The sequence below is a fragment of the Sulfurimonas sp. genome, assembly GCF_023228785.1.
GTDB lineage: Bacteria > Campylobacterota > Campylobacteria > Campylobacterales > Sulfurimonadaceae > Sulfurimonas.
Genome location: NZ_JALOAN010000014.1, coordinates 26,779 through 44,197, shown reverse-complemented (window position 1 = coordinate 44,197; position 17,419 = coordinate 26,779). Strand labels below are relative to the sequence as shown.

The following is a 17,419-nucleotide window of genomic DNA, read 5'->3' as shown; positions in this document are numbered from 1 at the left end:
ATCCACTAGGAAATAGATGTCACAAAATAGACTCTTCGAGTACTTTAAAACCCAAAAAAAACAAGATTTAGAACTTTTAATATGTCAAGATGCAAAAGAAGCAGAGGCTCTTAGTAGTGTTGCAAAATTTTTCAACCGTGAAGTTATAGTTTTTCCAGATTTTCGTGCTAGTTTTGGGGATGACTTAAGAGTCTACACAGAAGAGTTACATCAGCTCTTTTTGGGGCTTAAAAAGTATTATGAAAAGAAGCAAAAACCTCTTGTTATATCTCCTTTAAAAACACTTTTATTTCCACTTCCAGAAGCTTCTTTACTTCAAACAAAAACCATAGAGTTTGGCTCTAGCATAGGGCTTAGTGAGTTTAAAGAAAAGATGCTCTTTTGGGGATATAATTTTGTAGATATGGTTCAAGTTCAAGGTGAGATCTCCTTTCGTGGTGATATTATTGATATCTACGCACCTGGATCTAAGCTTCCTGTTCGTATCTCTTTGTTTGATGAGACTATAGAGCAGATAAAGTATTTTGAGCTTGAATCTCAAAGAACACAAAAAGAAGAACTTGAGCAAATTGAGATAAGTCCAGCTTTTTACTCTTTGGATGAGCAGGGTTTTGATGAGCTTGATAAAAGAGTAAAATCAAGTGAGTTTGATTCTTTGGTTAAGGATATTTCATCTCTTGGGTTCTGGTATCTTGAAGATAAGGCTTCAAATTTTTTAACAAACAAAGTAGTCAAACTCTCACAAAACTTAGATGCACTCTTAGTAGATGCATATGCACTCAACAATCCAGTTCTGCCAAGAGAAGATTTTAACCTTGAAGCTTTAAGCTCTAGTGATGATTTTAGAGAGGTTGCAGTTACAGATCTGCATGCTCTGCTTAAAGTCCATAAAAACAAAAAAATAACTATCATAGCGGCAAATGAAGCTTTGATGAAGCAAGCAGGTCTTTTTAATCTTGGTGGTATTAAAGAAGTTTATGCACCATATATACTAAATATCGTCTCAAAAGATGAGCTGATTATCTCACTAAATAAGCCAGAGAAGATTAGAAGAAGAAGAAAAAGTTCCATCCTTCTAGATGACTTAAAGGCTGGAGATTATGTTGTTCATGAAGATTATGGTGTGGGAATATTTGAGAAGATTGAGCAGACAGAGATACTCGGTGGTGTTAAAGATTTTATAGTTATCAAATATGTTGGCGATGATAAGATACTTTTGCCAGTAGAGAACTTAGATTTTATAGATAGATATATCGCATCAGGTGGATCTGTTCCTATCTTAGACAAACTTGGCAAGGGAAGCTTCGGCAAACTAAAAGAGAAAGTCAAAAAGAGACTCTTGGAGATCGCAGGCGTGATAGTAAATACTGCTGCTGCTCGTGAGCTTATTAAAGCACCAAAGATCTTAATTGAGGAAGAAGATCTCATAGAGTTTCAAAAGCTCTCAGGATTTCTTTATACCGATGATCAAAATAGATCGGTTGAGGAGATACTCTCTCAAATGGCTTCTGGGCATATTATGGATAGACTTCTTAGTGGAGATGTGGGCTTTGGAAAAACTGAAGTAGCACTAAATACCATCTATGCAGCTTACAAGTCAGGCTTTCAATCAGCCTTTATAGTCCCTACAACACTGCTCTCAGCTCAGCACTTCAGATCTCTACATGAGAGATTTGAGACGCTTGGAATCAAGTATGCAAAACTAGATAGATTTGTAAGCTCAAAAGATAAAAACGCTATCATAAAAGGGCTTGCATCTGGCGAGATTGATACAGTGGTTGGAACTCATGCGCTCTTTGGTTTAGCTTTTAAAAATCTAGGTGTAGTTATCATTGATGAAGAGCATAAGTTTGGAGTAAAGCAAAAAGAGAAGATCAAAGAGATCTACCACAATGTGCATCTTCTCTCAATGAGTGCAACACCAATTCCTCGTTCACTAAATCAAGCACTGAGTTCTATAAAAACGATGAGTCAGCTACAGACTCCGCCGAGTGAGAGACAGGGCGTTAGAACTTTTGTTAAAGAGTATAATGAAAAGCTTATAAAAGAGGTCATTATGCGGGAACTTCGCCGTGGTGGACAAGTTTTTTATGTACATAATAGTATTGATCATATGCCTATAAAATTTGGAGAGCTAAAAGCGCTAATGCCAGATCTCAGAATGTTGATGCTTCACTCTAAGATCTCCGCGACACAGACTGAGAAAGAGTTACTTAAGTTTGAAGCAAAAGAGTATGATCTTATGATTGCCACTTCCATTATAGAATCAGGTATACATATGCCAAATGTAAACACTATGATAGTAGATGGTGCAGATAGATTTGGAATAGCAGACTTGCATCAGCTTCGTGGTCGCGTTGGTCGTGGACATAGTGAGGGGTTTGCTTACTTTATAGTCCAAAATAAAGAGAACCTAACAGATGAAGCAAAAAAACGACTTTTAGCTCTTGAATCCAACTCCTTTTTAGGAAGTGGATCTGTGTTAGCTTATCATGATCTTGAAATTAGAGGCGGTGGAAACTTAGTTGGAGATGCACAGAGTGGACACATCAAAAACATAGGCTACTCTTTGTATCTTAGAATGCTTGAAGATGCTATCAAGATCCTAAGTAACACAGTTGAGAGTCAAAGAGCAAAGGTAGATATAAAACTTACTATCTCAGCCTTCGTCTCTGATGAAGTTGTTAAAGAGGATAGACTTAGACTAGATCTATACAGAAGACTCTCGCAATGTGAAGATGCAGTCGAGATCTACGAGATAGAAGAAGAGATGATAGATAGATTTGGAGAGCTAGATACTCCAACTAAGCAGTTTATAGAACTTATGGTTATCAAGCTGCTTAGTTTGCAAATGAAGATAAAGAGTATTATGAATTATGGGCAGAATATAACTATAGCTTACCAAAACGACTCTTCACACTCTTCGAGAAAAGAGAGTATCAAATCATCTTCAAAGGATGATGATGACATTATAAAAGCTACTCTTAGTTTTCTAAGAGGGCAAAAACAAAAGGTATTGTAAATGAGAATTGCTTTTATTGGCGACATAGTTGGAAAACCAGGGCGAGATATGATACAAAAACATCTAAAGAGTATTAGAGATGAATATGAGGTGGATTTTGTAATAGCAAACTATGAAAATGCTTCTCATGGCTTTGGTTTAACTTCTAAAAATGCAGATGAATTAGTCTCTTTTGGTGTTGATTGTATGACTGGTGGGAACCATACTTGGGATAAAAAAGAGATAATTCCACTACTAGATACTCATGAGTTACTTCGCCCTCATAACTACCCAGATGAAGTACATGGAACTGGTTGTAAGGTTTATGAAGTTGCTGGGGAGAAACTAGCAATTTTAAACCTTTTAGGACACTTCTCTATGCCACAAGTAGATAATGCTTTTAGAAAAGCTAAACAAGCAGTCAAAGAATTAAAAGAGAGTGGTGTAAAAAATATTTTTATAGACTTTCATGCAGAGGCAACAAGTGAAAAAAGAGCAATGCTTATGATGCTTCAAGGTGAAGTAAGTGCTATAATAGGCACTCACACTCATGTTAGTAGCGATGACTTCCAAATATCAGAAGGCACTGCATATCTAAGTGATATTGGTCTTAGTGGATGTAGAGACAATGTTATAGGAATGGATAGTAAAGCACCTCTAAAGCAGTTTTTAACAGGGTTGAAATCACACTTTGATATACCAAGAAAGTGTAAAAAAATACTTCAAATAGCCATTATGGACATAAGTGATGGTAGATGTTCAAATGCTTTTAAACTAAAATATTTTTGTGATGGACGTATTTTAAAAACTGAGGCTTGGATAGAGTCTTAGGCAGTTATTTTATAATAACTATCATTTGCTAAGTAGGTATTTACCATAGTGTGACGAAGTTGTTTCTCTTGTGCAGATTGTAGATCTGATGGGAGAGTTTTATCTATCTGTGGAGTTTGACTTTGAGTTATTTTTGGCTCAAGAAAGAGCGAAAACGGTTTTGAATTTTGGCTATATGCCTCTTTTGCACTATTTAGCGTGTTTATTTTAGAAAATTTTTGAGTCTCTTTGTCTAGTAATCCATCTTGCATTTTTTGTTTGTTACTAAATGCTTTATAGTTTGAGATGTAGTTTATAGGTAAATTTTGAGCATTTTTTGACTCTAGAGGAGCATACTCTTTTAATCTTGATTCAAAAGATTCACTAGAAGATGATCTCTTCTCTATCTTTTGAGCAGAAGTTTTGTCAGTAGGGTTTGTAGTAATATATGTGTTATATGATGAAACAAACATGATACCCTCCAACTTGTAAAATAACTCTATTATAAGTCATTTTAGCTTACTCTATTCTTTTGTTTTTTTAATCGCATAAGTTTTTTAGACTCAAGTATAAGATTTTTTGCATCATCTGCATCTTTTGGATAGCAAGAAGATGTTAGTTTAAAGTCAAATACTATGGTGTCGTTAGCGCTATAAATAAGTGGAGATGAATCTTTAGTTTCATGTATTCTGTTGATGGTTGATTCTAGGTATTTTTCATCTTTAATTTTGTTAAATAGTATAGCAAACTCATCCACTCCAACTCTAGCTACAATGTCACCATCTCTAACTAAACTCTTTAGGAGTCTACTCAGATGTTTTAGTAACATATCTCCTGCGTGGCGCCCGTAGTTTTCATTGATAGATTTAAAATCACTTAGATCTATAAGGCATAACCACAGAGTTTCATCATCTGTTTTATGGATAAGCTCATCTACTTTTTTTAAAAAACCATTTTTATTTATAAGACCAGTTAGACTGTCATTTGAAGCTGCAAACTTGAGCTCTTCTTCTACTTGTTTTATGTAAGTGATATCTTGACAAATGATAAGATTTTCATAAATTATCTCATCTTTTTGTAGAGCTATTATATTTGTATGAAAAAGAGTCTCTCTACCTTCACTATTAATAGCACGCATAACGCTACTTTGGGCTATGTTAGACTCTCTAGTTTGAAAAAAGTAGGAGAAGTGATTTCCTATCATCATCTCTTTATCTTTTGAAAAGAAGAGTGAACAAGTATCATTTACTTGTGTGATGATGCCATCGCTATCAACATAAAAACTTAGCAGTTTTTTATTTATCAGATCATAATAATGTTTTTGCGTAGATGTCTCTTTTTGCTCTGTTTGAAAGATAAGAGTTTTTTTGTTTATCTCTTGTATAGCATTTGCATACTTTAGTGAAAACTCTGATTTTTTTCTAAAGTAAGCGATCAAAACTCTTTTTGACTTGTTTTGTTCATATATCTCTACTTCAACATTATAAAAAATATCTTTTTTTTGTATCATAGGTATCTCAAAGCTTTTTTGATTATGACTCTTAAAAAGCTTTGTTATCTCTTGCTCAATCCCAATAAACTCCCAAAAAGCTTCTCTTGCATCTGCAGAAAATTTTAGAGAATTTTTGTCATTTGCCATCTCTACTAACTCTTCATTGAAGTCAAGGATATTAAAACTTTGATCAAAGATAAGATATGAAAGGTTACTTTTTTTACATAAAAGAGATGCTATGGACTGACTTAACATGCTATTTCCTTTATTATTTTCGCATTCAATTGTTTAAAGAGATCTTCAACTGCATCCCCACTTAGTGCAGATGTTTTAAAAACACTAATGATATTTGCAGAGAGCCCTTTAATCTGCTCTATGTTAACGCTAAAGTCACTCTTGATATCACTTTTGTTTAGGGCTATACAAATAGGAGCATCACTAACTACGCTTAGAGATGTTTTTATGTGCTCTTGTATAGATTCTATAGTATTCTTACGAGTGAGATCTGCTACTATTATAAATCCTTTTGCACCATTTAAATACTGCTTAAAGATAGGTTTAAACTCAGTTCTTCCTTCAATGTCCCAAAGCATCATGGTAGAGTTACCAAGAACTTTTTTAGATATACTTACCCCTATGCTACTTAGGTATTCTTCGCTAAAACTATTATCAACAAATCGTTTTATTAAACTTGTTTTGCCTGTTGCAAAATCACCAACCATTACTACTTTATATGCAAACATTGTCTTCTCACTTTTTCCATGAAATAATTACGCATCGTGCTTCTTGTGAATCTTTATCAATACCTAACTCTAAGGGAAGTTCATCTCTACCTTGTGCTTTGAGAGTTTGGCTAACTAAAGCTCTGTTTTTTAAAAAATGTTCAACTTCTTTAGCTCTACTAATGGCTAGTTTTTTGTTCATCTCGCTTGATCCAGAAGAGTCACTATAGCCATCTATAGCTATAAAAAACTTGCTCTCTTGTGTCTTTAACAAAGAAGCTAGTTCAATAAGTTTGTCCATCTCACTATCTTTTATCTCTGAAGAGGCTTTGTCAAAATATATGGTAGTTTTTATATCTTCTAAAACTACTTCAATCTCATCTTTTATCTCTTTTACTCCATCTATCTTTTTTAAACTTGCAAGAAGTTTTGCTTTGCTAGACTCACTTGAGACTCTACCTTTTAATTCTACTTTTGGGTAGTTATATGTGTAGCTGATATTTGAATTATACGAAAGATTAAATCCTTGCAAGAGATATGAAATGTTTGAGCTTATCTGCATTGGATCATCAGCTATATTTATAATTATCAGTTCATTTTTAACCCCATGTACACCTAAGATTTCACTCACTTTACTCTCTGCTAGATCTTTGTGAAACTTTGAGGGCACTTCTCCTCTTAAGCTGATAATATTTGAATCTAAAAGTGCATCTATGCGGTAGGATGTAATTTGAGGTGTAGTATAGAGTTTTTGTTTTACCTCAGTTAGTAGTTTTGCATCTTTATTTGCCTCATACCAACTCCATGCAATAAAAAATACAAGAATAAGAGGTAATAAAAATAAAAAAGGATGAATTTTTTTTGAACTCTCTTGTTTAAGTGATTCACTTTTTAATAAATATGATATTTTTTTATATATTGTCATATTTGAAAAACTACTCAAATCTCCATGAAATTCTCTGATGGAATCCCCATGTTCTACAACTATAGATTCTAAAACTTTGCGAATTTTTTTGTGTGAGTTTGCATATAAAGGACCATCTGTTATGATTGCAAAGTAGCTATATCCAGCATCTTCTATGGTGATTTTATTTCCACCAAACTCTATTTCACCAAGCTCTTTATGCTCTTGATTTTTCTCTATCCAGTCATTTATAAAACTCTTAATAGCACTCATCATAGATGCTAGCATTTCAGGTTCATTTATTGGGGCGAGGGGGTTCTGGGCGTGGGCTAGAACTATTCCACTCTCTTTGTGAATAAGAAGTAGAGCTCTAATATTTGAGTTTGCATTTTGGCTAAGAAGGAGTTCAGTTTCGCTCACCCCTCGAATTTTTGCTTGGATTTTTCTTTTGATGACTCTAAAAGAGAGACCTTCTTGGATCTGCTTGTTTATGGATTCTAACATCTCTTGAAATGTTTTTGCAACATAACGGCTAATCATATTTCCCATAACAGGGTAGAGGGCGTCTACTACTTCATCTTTTTGAGATTTTATCTGAACTCTGATGGCACTACCGATAAGTGGTGCTATTTGAGCAGCAATCTTGTCTTTTGAGTTTATATAGTTTCTGTCTATTAACTCATTTACTATGGGAGAAATTGCTTCTAAAAGAGCTTCATCATCTTTTAGAGTTTTGTCGTCTTTAGCCATCTATATCAGTTAGTTGCTGCTCTAATCTTGTGCCTTTTATACGCATTGCAGCTTCTATTAGGATATTTGCTATATCAGCTTTGTCTAGTTTATCTTCATCTAGATCTGATAGTCTCTCTTGTAGAGTGAAAAATAGTTCATCTTTTATGTTTTTTATATCCAAACCTAAAGAGTCTTTGTTATCTTGCTGGATACTTCTTAGTTGCTCATTTTTAGTGTTAAACTCTTCTGAGATAATGTCTAATGAGTTTTGGATTCTTTTTTCTTGTTTAGATGCAGAGTCTCTTACATCTTCTAACTCATCTTGTTGTTTTATAATTATGCTTTTTATTTTTGTTGAAAGTGTTTCAAACTCGTGGTTTATGCGAGAATTTAAATCTCTTTGATTTTGATCTAGTCTTTTACTCAGCTCTTCATGCATGGACTTCATCTCTCGCTCAAGTCTTTCAAATCTAAGGTTTAATTCTCTCTCTTGTGAGCCAAAAAGTATCTCTTTTATATGCTCTACATTTCCCATTTTAGATAAATCTCCTTGATTGCTGATGTCGCCTTTTTCTTTATCTCTTGCCATGATAACACCTTTTGAAATCTTTATATAAGTTAAGAATTATACATAAATATTATAATTAAGACAATGAAAATGAATGAAAAAAAACTCACTACTTACTCACTATTGTTAAGTATAATCTGCAAATTTTCTAATAGTTGTGTGATAAGGTAGTGAAAAACAGATGAGAAAACTCTTTATATTATCCTCATTAATATTGATAGCTCACTCTTATGAGACAGAGTATGAGCCAAGTATTGCTCACTCATCAAATTTTCAACTTCTTTTTATAGCCTTTGTAGTTATTACTCTATTTTTATATAGTAATTTTAAAATGAGAAGATTAAACAAAGAGTTAAAAGAGAAGATGCAAGAGGAATTAAAGAAGTCAGCAGACAAAGACAGAATCCTTTTTCATCAAAATAAAGTATCTTCTATGGGTGAGATGCTAGAAAATATCGCTCATCAATGGCGTCAACCACTTTCACAAATAAACTCTAATGTTTTACTTATTGATGATGTGATGAGTGAGCAAAATATCAAAAGTAAAGAGATAGAAGATAGACTTCTAGAGATAGAATCTTTAACAAAATATCTCTCAAATACTATAGATGACTTTAAAGGATTTTTTAGCACAAGCAGGGATAAAAAAGAGTTTTTTGTAAAAGAGATGATTGAAAAATCACTCTATATAGTAAAAGGAAGTTTAGCTAGAAATGACATCAATGTTGAGATGAAAATAGATAATAAATATAGATGTAACAGCTATGAAAATGAACTTCAACAAGTTATAGTTGTTATCTTAAATAATGCAATAGATGCGATTGTTGAGAGGCATATTTTTAATGCACAAATTATAATTTTATATATTAGAAATGAAGATTCTTGTACAATAAGAATCTGTGACAATGCTGGTGGTATAACAAAGAGCATCAAAGAGAAGATTTTTGAACCATACTTTACCACTAAACACAAGTCACAAGGAACAGGATTGGGTCTTTATATGTCTAGAAAAATTATAGAAGATATACTAGAGGGAGAACTTAGTGTTAGCAACTGCGAGCTTGGTGTTTGCTTTGATATAAGGTTAGGACTAAGTAGTGAATGAGTTAAAAAATGCTTATACGATCTTATTTGTAGAAGATGAAAAAGAGATACGACAAAATTATGTAATATATCTCAAAAAGTATTTTATGGATGTGTATGAAGCCGCTGATGGTGTTATGGCTTATGAGATATATAAGAGCAAAAAACCAGACATAATGATTGTAGATATAAACTTACCTAAGTTAAATGGTATCGAATTTCTTAAAAAAGTAAGAGAGCTAGATCATACAACAAAAGCTATCATGCTAACTGCTCACGCTGATGTGAACTATCTCTTAGAAGCAACATCTTTAAAACTCACAAAATACCTTATAAAACCAATAAGCAGAAATGATCTAAAAGAGGCACTAAATCTTGCAATCACTGAACTAGATAAGTATGAAGTCTCTTCAAAAAAAATACTCTTTTTAAAAGATGGATATAGTTGGAACTATAAAACTCAAGAGTTAAAAGGACAATATAGCATAGCCCTAACAGATAAAGAGAGACAACTTTTACAACTCTTTTTCTCAAATGTTAACATCATATATAGTTATGATGATATCATTATAACTATTTGGAATGATTATGAAGGCGATAAAATAAGCGCTTTAAAAACTATTATAAAAAATCTAAGAAAAAAGCTGCCAAAAGATACTATAAAAAATATCTTTGGAGTTGGATATAAGATAGAGTTGTAGTGTATTGTTTCTTAATATTATAAAAATTTATAAAATTAAATTAAAATCTTTAATTACTCACTATTTGCTCACTCTTGTTAGTTAAAATTGTTAAAATTTAAGCAAGGAAATAAAGAATGTCCAAAAAACGTTTTACTCTGCTCTTAACAGCGAGTTGCCTGCTTTGTACACCACTTTTTAGTTTAACACTAAAAGAGAGTATAGAAGAGGTACTAAATACACATCCAGTTGTCCAAGAGAGGCTCAAAAACTATAGAGCTACTCAACAAGACTTAAATATTGCCGAGTCTGAGTACTATCCTCAACTTGATTTTAGAGCAACTGCAGGCTATACAAAAGCAGGAACTCTAAAAGAGAGCTCAGATAGTAGCTACAACCATAATGTGAAAGATGAAAATTATGGTGCTTATGAGACATCTTTAACATTAACTCAAAATATTTTTGATGGTTTTGGCACTATGCATAAAGTGGATTATGAAGAGGCTAGAATCTTGGCCGCTGCTCATAACTACATAGAAAAAGCAAATGATATAGCCTTTAAGATGACTAGTGCTTATATAAATGTACTTCGTGCAAATGAGCTTACTCAAACAGCTAGAGAAAATGTAGCTATTAATGAAAATATATATCTAAAGGTAAAAGATCTCTTTGATTCAGGTCTAACAACAGACTCAGAGGTTAAAAAGATCCAATCAGCACTCTCCCTTGCTCGTTCAAACTATACTGTTCAAAAAAACAATGCAAGAGATGCAGAATACACATTTAGAAGATTACTTGGTAGGATGCCAGATATATCTCAGATGCAAAGACCTGACTTTGATATAGCAATGCCCGAGAGTATTGAGAGAGCTGCTATGTACTCAGTAGAGCATAACCCTTCGCTTTTAGTAAGCCGCTATAACATCAAAGGTGCTCAGTCACTTTGGGAACAACGCAAAAAAGATTACTATCCAAAAGTAGATCTAGAAGTTTCTCAGTTTTTTAATGATGTTGAGAAAAGAAACGCTTTTGACTCGCCAGATGATAGGTTTCGTGCTCGTATAGTTTTAAACTACAACATCTTTCGTGGTGGAGCTGATAAGGCAAATATTCAAAAGCATCTAAGTAAAATAAACCAAGAGATAGAGATAAAAAGAGATCTTAAACGCCAAGTTATAGAAGGTTTAGATCTATCATGGAGTGCTTATGAAATGGTTGGTAAACAACTAGTAGATCTAAAAGAGTACAGCCAATTTAGTGAACAAACTCTTGAACTTTATGAAGAAGAGTATGATCTAGGTCGTCGCTCACTTCTTGATCTATTATCTTCTCAAAATGATGTTATTAACTCAAGAAGTCAAATCATTACAGCTGAGTATGAACAACTATTTGCAAAGTATCGGATCTTAGATGCTATGGGACTTTTAGTTACTGCAGTAGCAGGTGACGCAAAAGATTATGCAGCAAAAGTAAACTTATATAGTGACTCTGAGGCTCACGAGATCTTAGATACTTTGCCAGTTGTGTTAGATGTAGATGGTGATGGGATCCCAGACAATATTGACCTTTGCGATAACTCACTTTTAGAGAACAACATTATGCCTTATGGTTGTAAAAAAATGATGAGAGATAGTGATGGAGATGGAGTAGTAGACTCTAAAGATAAATGTCCAATGACACCAAAAAACGTAAAAGTTTCTCCTGATGGATGTCCATTAGATAGCGATATGGATGGAGTTATAGATCATATAGATAAGTGTCCAAATACACCAATGGGCTACAATGTAGATGGAGATGGATGTAGTGTTTCACTAAGTTTAGAAGTAAACTTTCAAAACAATAGTGCAAAGATTCCTCTAAGTGCAAAAGCTGAGATAGAAGAATTTGCAAAGTTTTTAAAAGACAATCCTTACTATAAAGCTTTAATCATAGGGCATACAAACAATATAGGTGATGCCTCTTACAACTTAAAACTCTCAGAAGAGAGAGCTAAAGCTATAAAAAAAGCACTTGAACTTGAGGGGATAAGAGGAACTAGGCTCACAAGTGAGGGACGTGGAGAAGAACAACCAATAGCAAGTAATGATACAGATGAGGGATTGGCCCTTAATCGCCGTGTTGAAATAGAATTAACTAAAGAAAGCGAGGAATTATAATGAAAGTTTTATATATAGCACTTCTTGCGTGTTCACTCTTTGGAGGAACTTATGATTATGAGTACAAGATAGAAGATGCAAACACAGCTAAAAGTGCTGAACTTGACGCTTTTATGTATGGAGATTTTAAGGAGATTGTTCGCTTTTCAATGCTTGGCTATAAAAATGGAATCTTATGTGAAGATAATGCTTCGCACTATAATAAAATAGTTGAAACTATCAAAGAGTATAAAAACAATGATGAAGAGATTCGTGTAAAAATCATAGGTCATACAAATAAACCAACTGATGATATCAATGAAAAAAGAATCGATTCTAAAACTTATGCAAATAAGATACAAAATAGTTTTAGATATTCACTAGATACGAATGAGTCTCAAAATTTAAGTAAAGACTATGCTAGGGATATTGCAGATAAATTTATTGCAGATGAGATAGATGAAGAGCTTTTAGTGCTTGAACATCGCGCTGGATCTGATATGGCTTTTACTGATGAGACACAAAAAGGTCGTGACCTCTCAAACCGTGTTATGGTTACTATGTATGTGCTTTTTCCACAAGATATAGATAGTGATAAAGATGGAGTTTTAGATAGTGTAGATAGATGCCCAGGTACTCCAAGAGGTGCTGAGGTTGATGCTCATGGTTGTCCAATTGACAGCGATAAAGATGGAGTTATTGACTATAAAGATGAGTGTCCAGATACACCTATTGGCGTAAGTGTTGATAAAAAAGGCTGTCCACTTGATAGTGATGGTGATGGAGTTCTTGACTATTTAGATGAGTGTCCCGGTACTATACAAGGCTTAGATGTTGATTTAAAAGGATGTCCTCTAAGTAAAGAGTTGGCGCTAAACTTTGAAACTAACTCAGATAAGATACTTCAAGACTCTTATGCTAAAGTAGTGGAGTTTGCAACATTTTTAAAGCAAAATCCAACTTATGATGCAGAAATTATAGGTCATACTGATAGCGTTGGAAGAGCTGAGGCAAATATGCTTTTATCTCAAAAAAGAGCTAATGCTGCAAAATCTGCACTAATTTCTGAGGGGATTGATGAGAGTCGTCTTACGTCAAAAGGTCGTGGAGAGTTAGAGCCTGTTATAAGTAACAGAACAAAAGAGGGAAGAGCTGCAAATCGCCGTATAGAAGTTAAGTTATCATATAGTAATAAGTGAGGTTAAGAGATGAGTGAAAGAGTTGGTGTAGCGGTAAAAGAGGACTCTTTGCTAGATGCATTGGTTTTATATACAAAGTTGTTCCATAAACCATTTAGTGCTGAGGCACTTCTCTCTGGCATGCCTGTGCATGAAAGGGATGGAAGTTCAAAACTCTTTAGTATCGACACAAAATCAAAATCACTCTTCTCTCGTGTGGCAGCAAGAGCAGGGCTAAATGCCACCCTTATAAGAAGAGAGATCCCTGCCATGCTAGATCTACATCTTCCAATGATTTTACTTTTAAGTAACGAAAATGCTTGTATTTTAGAAAAGTTTTCCCCAGATAAAACTAAAGCAAAGATCATCTACACAGATGGTGAAGCTTCAGAAGAGTGGGTAGAAGTAGAAAACTTAGAAAAAGAGTACCTAGGATTTGGTTTTTTACTTAAGAAAAAATTTGAGTACGACACTAAAAGATCTCGTTCATTAGAAGTAAAATCTAAACATTGGTTTTGGAGTACGCTAAACCTCTCTAGATCCATATATAGGGATGTTCTTTGGGCTTCACTACTTGTAAATCTTTTTGTACTAGCCACTCCTCTTTTTACTATGAATGTTTACGATAGGGTCATCCCAAACAATGCAGAGGAGACACTTTTAGTCTTTGCAATAGGTATCATATTTGTTTATATTATAGATTTTTTCTTAAAATTTATTCGTGGATATATGCTTGAACTTGCTGGAAAGAAGAGTGATATTATTATGTCTTCTATCATATTTGAAAAAGTGCTAAATCTAAAGATGGCAGTCCATCCAAAATCTGTTGGATCTTTTGCAAACAACCTAAGAGACTTTGAAGCAGTTCGCTCATTTTTTACTACCGCTACTATGACTGCAGTTATAGATCTGCCTTTTGCTCTAATCTTTTTAGCAGTTATATACTACATCGGTGGTCTTTTGGTTTTTGTACCAATCGTTACGATGTTTTTGATCTTAATTTTTGCCCTCATTATAAGAAAACCACTAAAAGAGTCTATAGAGAGTTCTCACGAGGCAAGTGCCAAGAAAAACTCTATACTTATAGAGACTCTGCAAAACATTGAGACTGTAAAATCTTTAAGTATGTCCGGAAAACAGCAGTGGGAGTGGGAAGAGTCAACTGGTGAAATTGCAGAAAAAAACCTTAAATCAAGACTACTATCATCATCTATTCCAAATATTACAAATCTTCTTATCCAGCTAAATACTGTTTTTGTTGTTGTATTTGGAGTATATCTTATAAAAGATTTTGAGCTTACTATGGGTGGGCTTATCGCAGTAGTAATTCTCACTTCAAGAACTGTAGCACCGATGGGACAAGCTGCAGGACTCATAACAAACTACTCCGATGCAAGGAGTTCTTATGAGGTTTTAAATAATATAATATCTCAAGAAGTTGAGAGACCAGAAGGGCAAGAGTTTGTTCAAAGACCTGGATTTAAAGGCAAGATCGAGTTTAAAGAAGTGACTTTTCATTATCCAGAATCAGAAATGCCAGCACTTGATAGGGTTAGCTTTACTATTGAGTCTGGAGAGAAAGTCGGCATAATTGGCCGCATTGGATCTGGCAAATCAACTATCGCAAAACTCATCCTTAGACTTTACGAGCCAACAAGTGGCACAATTCTTATAGATGACATAGACATTTCACAAATAGATCCAGCAGATCTTCGTAGATCTATAAGTTATGTCTCTCAAGATATAAATCTTTTTAAAGGAACTATAAAAGACAATATTATCTCCTCAGATCTGCATCCTGAGATTGAAGATGTTTTATATGCAGCTCAAATTAGTGGAGTCGAAGAGTTTGTAAAAACACATCCGCGAGGATATGATATGCCAATAGGTGAGAGAGGGGCAGGACTCTCCGGTGGACAGAGGCAAAGTGTTGGAGTAGCTCGTGCTTTGATGCAAAAAAGTTCAGTATTTTTAATGGATGAACCAACAAATGCGATGGATCAAACAACAGAGTTAAATCTTATGAACAACCTAAAAACCGAGTTTAAAAATGAAACTTTTGTTTTGATAACGCAAAAATTAGGGCTCTTAGATCTAGTAGATAGAGTTATAGTTATGCATCGCGCCAAAGTTCTTCTTGATGGGAAAAAAGAAGACGTGATAAAACAACTCGGAGGAGGTGCTTAAGATGAAAGATGAGATAAAAAATCTATCTGCTCGTGATTATGAGTTTATGCACTCTCTAAGTGCTGCAGTTTTGCAAAAAACTCCAGTTTCAATGAAGATCATTTTATACTTTTGGCTTGTTGCTATTGCCTCATTTTTGATCTGGGCAAATTTTGCAATTATAGATGAGATAGCAAGAGGAGATGGCGAGATCAGCCCTAGTGGTAAAAATCAGATGATACAAAACCTTGAGGGTGGAATAGTTGAAGAGATTCTGGTTAAAGAGGGACAAAGTGTTGAAAAAGGACAGATCTTACTAAAAATAGATAACCAAAAATCGCAATCTTCTTTTAGCTCAAATGCGATAAAAGCAGATGCTCTTGAGGCAAAGCTTAGTCGTCTAAGAGCTGAATCTGGTGAAGGAAAATTTGAAATACCTGTTGAAGTACAAGAGAGAATACCAAGCTTAGTCGCAAATGAACAAAGTCTTTATGCTACAAATATGAAACAATTAGAGTCAAAATTAGAAGCTCTTGATGAACAGTTAAACCAAAAAAAACATGAATTATCTGAAGCTCAAACACATAAGTCACATCTAAAATCATCATTAGATATGATAACAAAAGAGGTTCGCATGACGAAGCCTATGGTAGCAAAAGGAGTTCGCTCAAAAATAGACTTCCTAAAACTTCAAAGAGAGGCTAATGAGATAGAAGACAGGTACACTGCTATAAAACAGTCTATACCAAGACTAAACTCGGCTATTAAAGAGGTAGAGAGTAGGATACAAGAGACAAAACTACTCTTTAGAAGTGATGCAAAAGTAAAACTAAACGAAGCAGCAGCAGAGCTACAATCTCTAAAGGCAAACTATACAGCTCTAGAAGATCAAGTAACTCGTACAGTTGTTCGCTCACCTATGAAAGGCATCGTACAAGAACTATTTGTTCACACCGTTGGTGGAGTTATTAAGCCTGGTGAAAATATTATGGAAGTTGTTCCAAGTGATCAGGCTCTTTTAGTTGAAGTGAAGATCAAACCATCTGATATCGCTTTTATATACTTTGGTCAAAAAGCAATTGTGAAGTTTTCTGCTTATGATTTTTCTATTTATGGTGGACTTGATGGCGAAGTAGTGCACATAAGTGCAGACACTATAAAAGATCAAAAAGATAATGTTTTTTATACTGTTAGGATAAAAACTACGAAAAACTACTTAGGAAATGAGACAAAACCACTGAAAATTATACCTGGAATGACGGTGAGTGTTGACATTATAACAGGGCAAAAAAGTGTGCTTGACTATATACTCAAGCCAATCTTAAAAACGAAACAATATACATTTACGGAGCGGTGATTTGAAAGTTTTACTTTATAGCGATGATATAAATTTGATACTATATTGGCAAGAATCTTTACTTGAAGAGTCTTTAGTTTTAGATGAAATAGAAGAACTTATAGACTTGAAAAATAGTGTTATCATCCTTAACTACTCAGCATTGGGCTCAAATGCAAAAAATCTTATAGAAGCTATGAGTCAAAACTCAAATCTTGTAATGGTTCTACATCGCAATCCAGATATAGCAACTGCAAAACAACTCCTTTCCTTTGGTGCAAAAGCCTATGGAAATGCACTTATGAGAGATCATTTTATAAACTCAGCCATTGAAACTATAAAAGAAGGGCTTGTGTGGTTGCATCCTGAATTTACATCTGAATTAATAAACCAGCTACCTCAAACAAAAGATAAAGACAATACTTTAACACTTGAAAAACTAAGTGATAGAGAAAAAGAAGTAGCAATTCTTTTAAAAGATGGAGATACTTACAAAAATATTGCACAGAAGTTAGAGATAACTCCAAGGACCATAAAGGCTCATGCACAGAGCATCTACACAAAACTTCAAGTAAAAGATAGACTAGCCCTAGCTCTACTTTTAAAATAAAA

14 protein-coding genes are annotated in these 17,419 nt (G+C 34.0%); 9 read left to right on the top strand and 5 right to left on the bottom strand.

The window, feature by feature from the left end:
• Positions 1-16 precede the first annotated feature (16 nt).
• Entirely contained in the window at positions 17-3,022 is a 3,006-nt protein-coding gene (locus M0Q24_RS05270; protein ID WP_295048141.1) for a DEAD/DEAH box helicase, read from the top strand.
• Positions 3,023-3,832, top strand: coding sequence for a TIGR00282 family metallophosphoesterase (locus tag M0Q24_RS05265; protein WP_295048139.1), 810 nt, complete (start codon positions 3,023-3,025; stop codon positions 3,830-3,832).
• Here the strand turns inward: M0Q24_RS05265 and M0Q24_RS05260 are convergent.
• The 5 genes from M0Q24_RS05260 to M0Q24_RS05240 are packed head-to-tail and all read right to left on the bottom strand — an operon-like array spanning position 3,829 to position 8,250.
• On the bottom strand, positions 3,829-4,284 hold the full coding sequence (locus M0Q24_RS05260; RefSeq protein ID WP_295048137.1) for a hypothetical protein: 456 nt from the start codon (positions 4,282-4,284) through the stop codon (positions 3,829-3,831). The genes M0Q24_RS05265 and M0Q24_RS05260 overlap by 4 nt on opposite strands.
• Positions 4,285-4,325: 41 nt before the next feature.
• Positions 4,326-5,558: a diguanylate cyclase gene (locus tag M0Q24_RS05255; RefSeq protein ID WP_295048135.1), complete on the bottom strand. Its 1,233-nt coding sequence runs from the start codon at positions 5,556-5,558 to the stop codon at positions 4,326-4,328.
• Positions 5,552-6,046 carry a Rab family GTPase gene (locus M0Q24_RS05250; RefSeq protein WP_295048133.1) on the bottom strand — a complete coding sequence of 165 codons (495 nt, stop codon included), beginning with the start codon at positions 6,044-6,046 and terminating at the stop codon, positions 5,552-5,554. The genes M0Q24_RS05255 and M0Q24_RS05250 overlap by 7 nt, the downstream gene beginning before the upstream one ends.
• 7 nt (positions 6,047-6,053) lie before the next feature.
• Positions 6,054-7,679, bottom strand: coding sequence for a BON domain-containing protein (locus M0Q24_RS05245; protein ID WP_295048132.1), 1,626 nt, complete (start codon positions 7,677-7,679; stop codon positions 6,054-6,056).
• Entirely contained in the window at positions 7,672-8,250 is a 579-nt protein-coding gene (locus M0Q24_RS05240; protein ID WP_295048130.1) for a hypothetical protein, read from the bottom strand. The genes M0Q24_RS05245 and M0Q24_RS05240 overlap by 8 nt, the downstream gene beginning before the upstream one ends.
• Positions 8,251-8,410: 160 nt before the next feature.
• Between M0Q24_RS05240 and M0Q24_RS05235 the strand changes: the two genes are divergently transcribed.
• The 7 genes from M0Q24_RS05235 (at position 8,411) to M0Q24_RS05205 (ending at position 17,417) form a co-directional block, all read left to right on the top strand.
• The gene (locus tag M0Q24_RS05235) at positions 8,411-9,334 is read left to right on the top strand and encodes a HAMP domain-containing sensor histidine kinase (RefSeq protein WP_295048128.1); all 924 of its coding nucleotides are present in this window, start codon (positions 8,411-8,413) and stop codon (positions 9,332-9,334) included.
• On the top strand, positions 9,327-10,013 hold the full coding sequence (locus tag M0Q24_RS05230) for a response regulator transcription factor (RefSeq protein ID WP_295048126.1): 687 nt from the start codon (positions 9,327-9,329) through the stop codon (positions 10,011-10,013). The genes M0Q24_RS05235 and M0Q24_RS05230 overlap by 8 nt, the downstream gene beginning before the upstream one ends.
• A 116-nt stretch (positions 10,014-10,129) precedes the next feature.
• Positions 10,130-12,148 carry a TolC family outer membrane protein gene (locus M0Q24_RS05225; protein WP_295048124.1) on the top strand — a complete coding sequence of 673 codons (2,019 nt, stop codon included), beginning with the start codon at positions 10,130-10,132 and terminating at the stop codon, positions 12,146-12,148.
• Positions 12,148-13,326 (top strand): OmpA family protein, encoded by a 1,179-nt coding sequence (locus M0Q24_RS05220; protein ID WP_295048122.1) that lies wholly within the window; start codon positions 12,148-12,150, stop codon positions 13,324-13,326. The genes M0Q24_RS05225 and M0Q24_RS05220 overlap by 1 nt, the downstream gene beginning before the upstream one ends.
• A gap of 9 nt (positions 13,327-13,335) precedes the next feature.
• Positions 13,336-15,492 carry a type I secretion system permease/ATPase gene (locus tag M0Q24_RS05215; RefSeq protein ID WP_295048120.1) on the top strand — a complete coding sequence of 719 codons (2,157 nt, stop codon included), beginning with the start codon at positions 13,336-13,338 and terminating at the stop codon, positions 15,490-15,492.
• A gap of 1 nt (position 15,493) precedes the next feature.
• On the top strand, positions 15,494-16,828 hold the full coding sequence (locus tag M0Q24_RS05210; protein WP_295048118.1) for an HlyD family type I secretion periplasmic adaptor subunit: 1,335 nt from the start codon (positions 15,494-15,496) through the stop codon (positions 16,826-16,828).
• Position 16,829: 1 nt separating this feature from the next.
• On the top strand, positions 16,830-17,417 hold the full coding sequence (locus M0Q24_RS05205) for a LuxR C-terminal-related transcriptional regulator (RefSeq protein WP_295048116.1): 588 nt from the start codon (positions 16,830-16,832) through the stop codon (positions 17,415-17,417).
• Positions 17,418-17,419: the final 2 nt, after the last annotated feature.

Excerpts from the sequence above, each read along its gene's own strand:
- M0Q24_RS05265 (WP_295048139.1), top strand. The coding sequence starts at position 3,023 with ATGAGAATTGCTTTTATTGGCGACATAGTTGGAAAACCAGGGCGAGAT.
- M0Q24_RS05255 (WP_295048135.1), bottom strand. The coding sequence starts at position 5,558 with ATGTTAAGTCAGTCCATAGCATCTCTTTTATGTAAAAAAAGTAACCTT.
- M0Q24_RS05220 (WP_295048122.1), top strand. The coding sequence starts at position 12,148 with ATGAAAGTTTTATATATAGCACTTCTTGCGTGTTCACTCTTTGGAGGA.
- M0Q24_RS05210 (WP_295048118.1), top strand. The coding sequence starts at position 15,494 with ATGAAAGATGAGATAAAAAATCTATCTGCTCGTGATTATGAGTTTATG.
- M0Q24_RS05235 (WP_295048128.1), top strand. The coding sequence starts at position 8,411 with ATGAGAAAACTCTTTATATTATCCTCATTAATATTGATAGCTCACTCT.
- M0Q24_RS05215 (WP_295048120.1), top strand. The coding sequence starts at position 13,336 with ATGAGTGAAAGAGTTGGTGTAGCGGTAAAAGAGGACTCTTTGCTAGAT.
- M0Q24_RS05225 (WP_295048124.1), top strand. The coding sequence starts at position 10,130 with ATGTCCAAAAAACGTTTTACTCTGCTCTTAACAGCGAGTTGCCTGCTT.
- M0Q24_RS05270 (WP_295048141.1), top strand. The coding sequence starts at position 17 with ATGTCACAAAATAGACTCTTCGAGTACTTTAAAACCCAAAAAAAACAA.
- M0Q24_RS05250 (WP_295048133.1), bottom strand. The coding sequence starts at position 6,046 with ATGTTTGCATATAAAGTAGTAATGGTTGGTGATTTTGCAACAGGCAAA.
- M0Q24_RS05260 (WP_295048137.1), bottom strand. The coding sequence starts at position 4,284 with ATGTTTGTTTCATCATATAACACATATATTACTACAAACCCTACTGAC.
- M0Q24_RS05245 (WP_295048132.1), bottom strand. The coding sequence starts at position 7,679 with ATGGCTAAAGACGACAAAACTCTAAAAGATGATGAAGCTCTTTTAGAA.
- M0Q24_RS05240 (WP_295048130.1), bottom strand. The coding sequence starts at position 8,250 with ATGGCAAGAGATAAAGAAAAAGGCGACATCAGCAATCAAGGAGATTTA.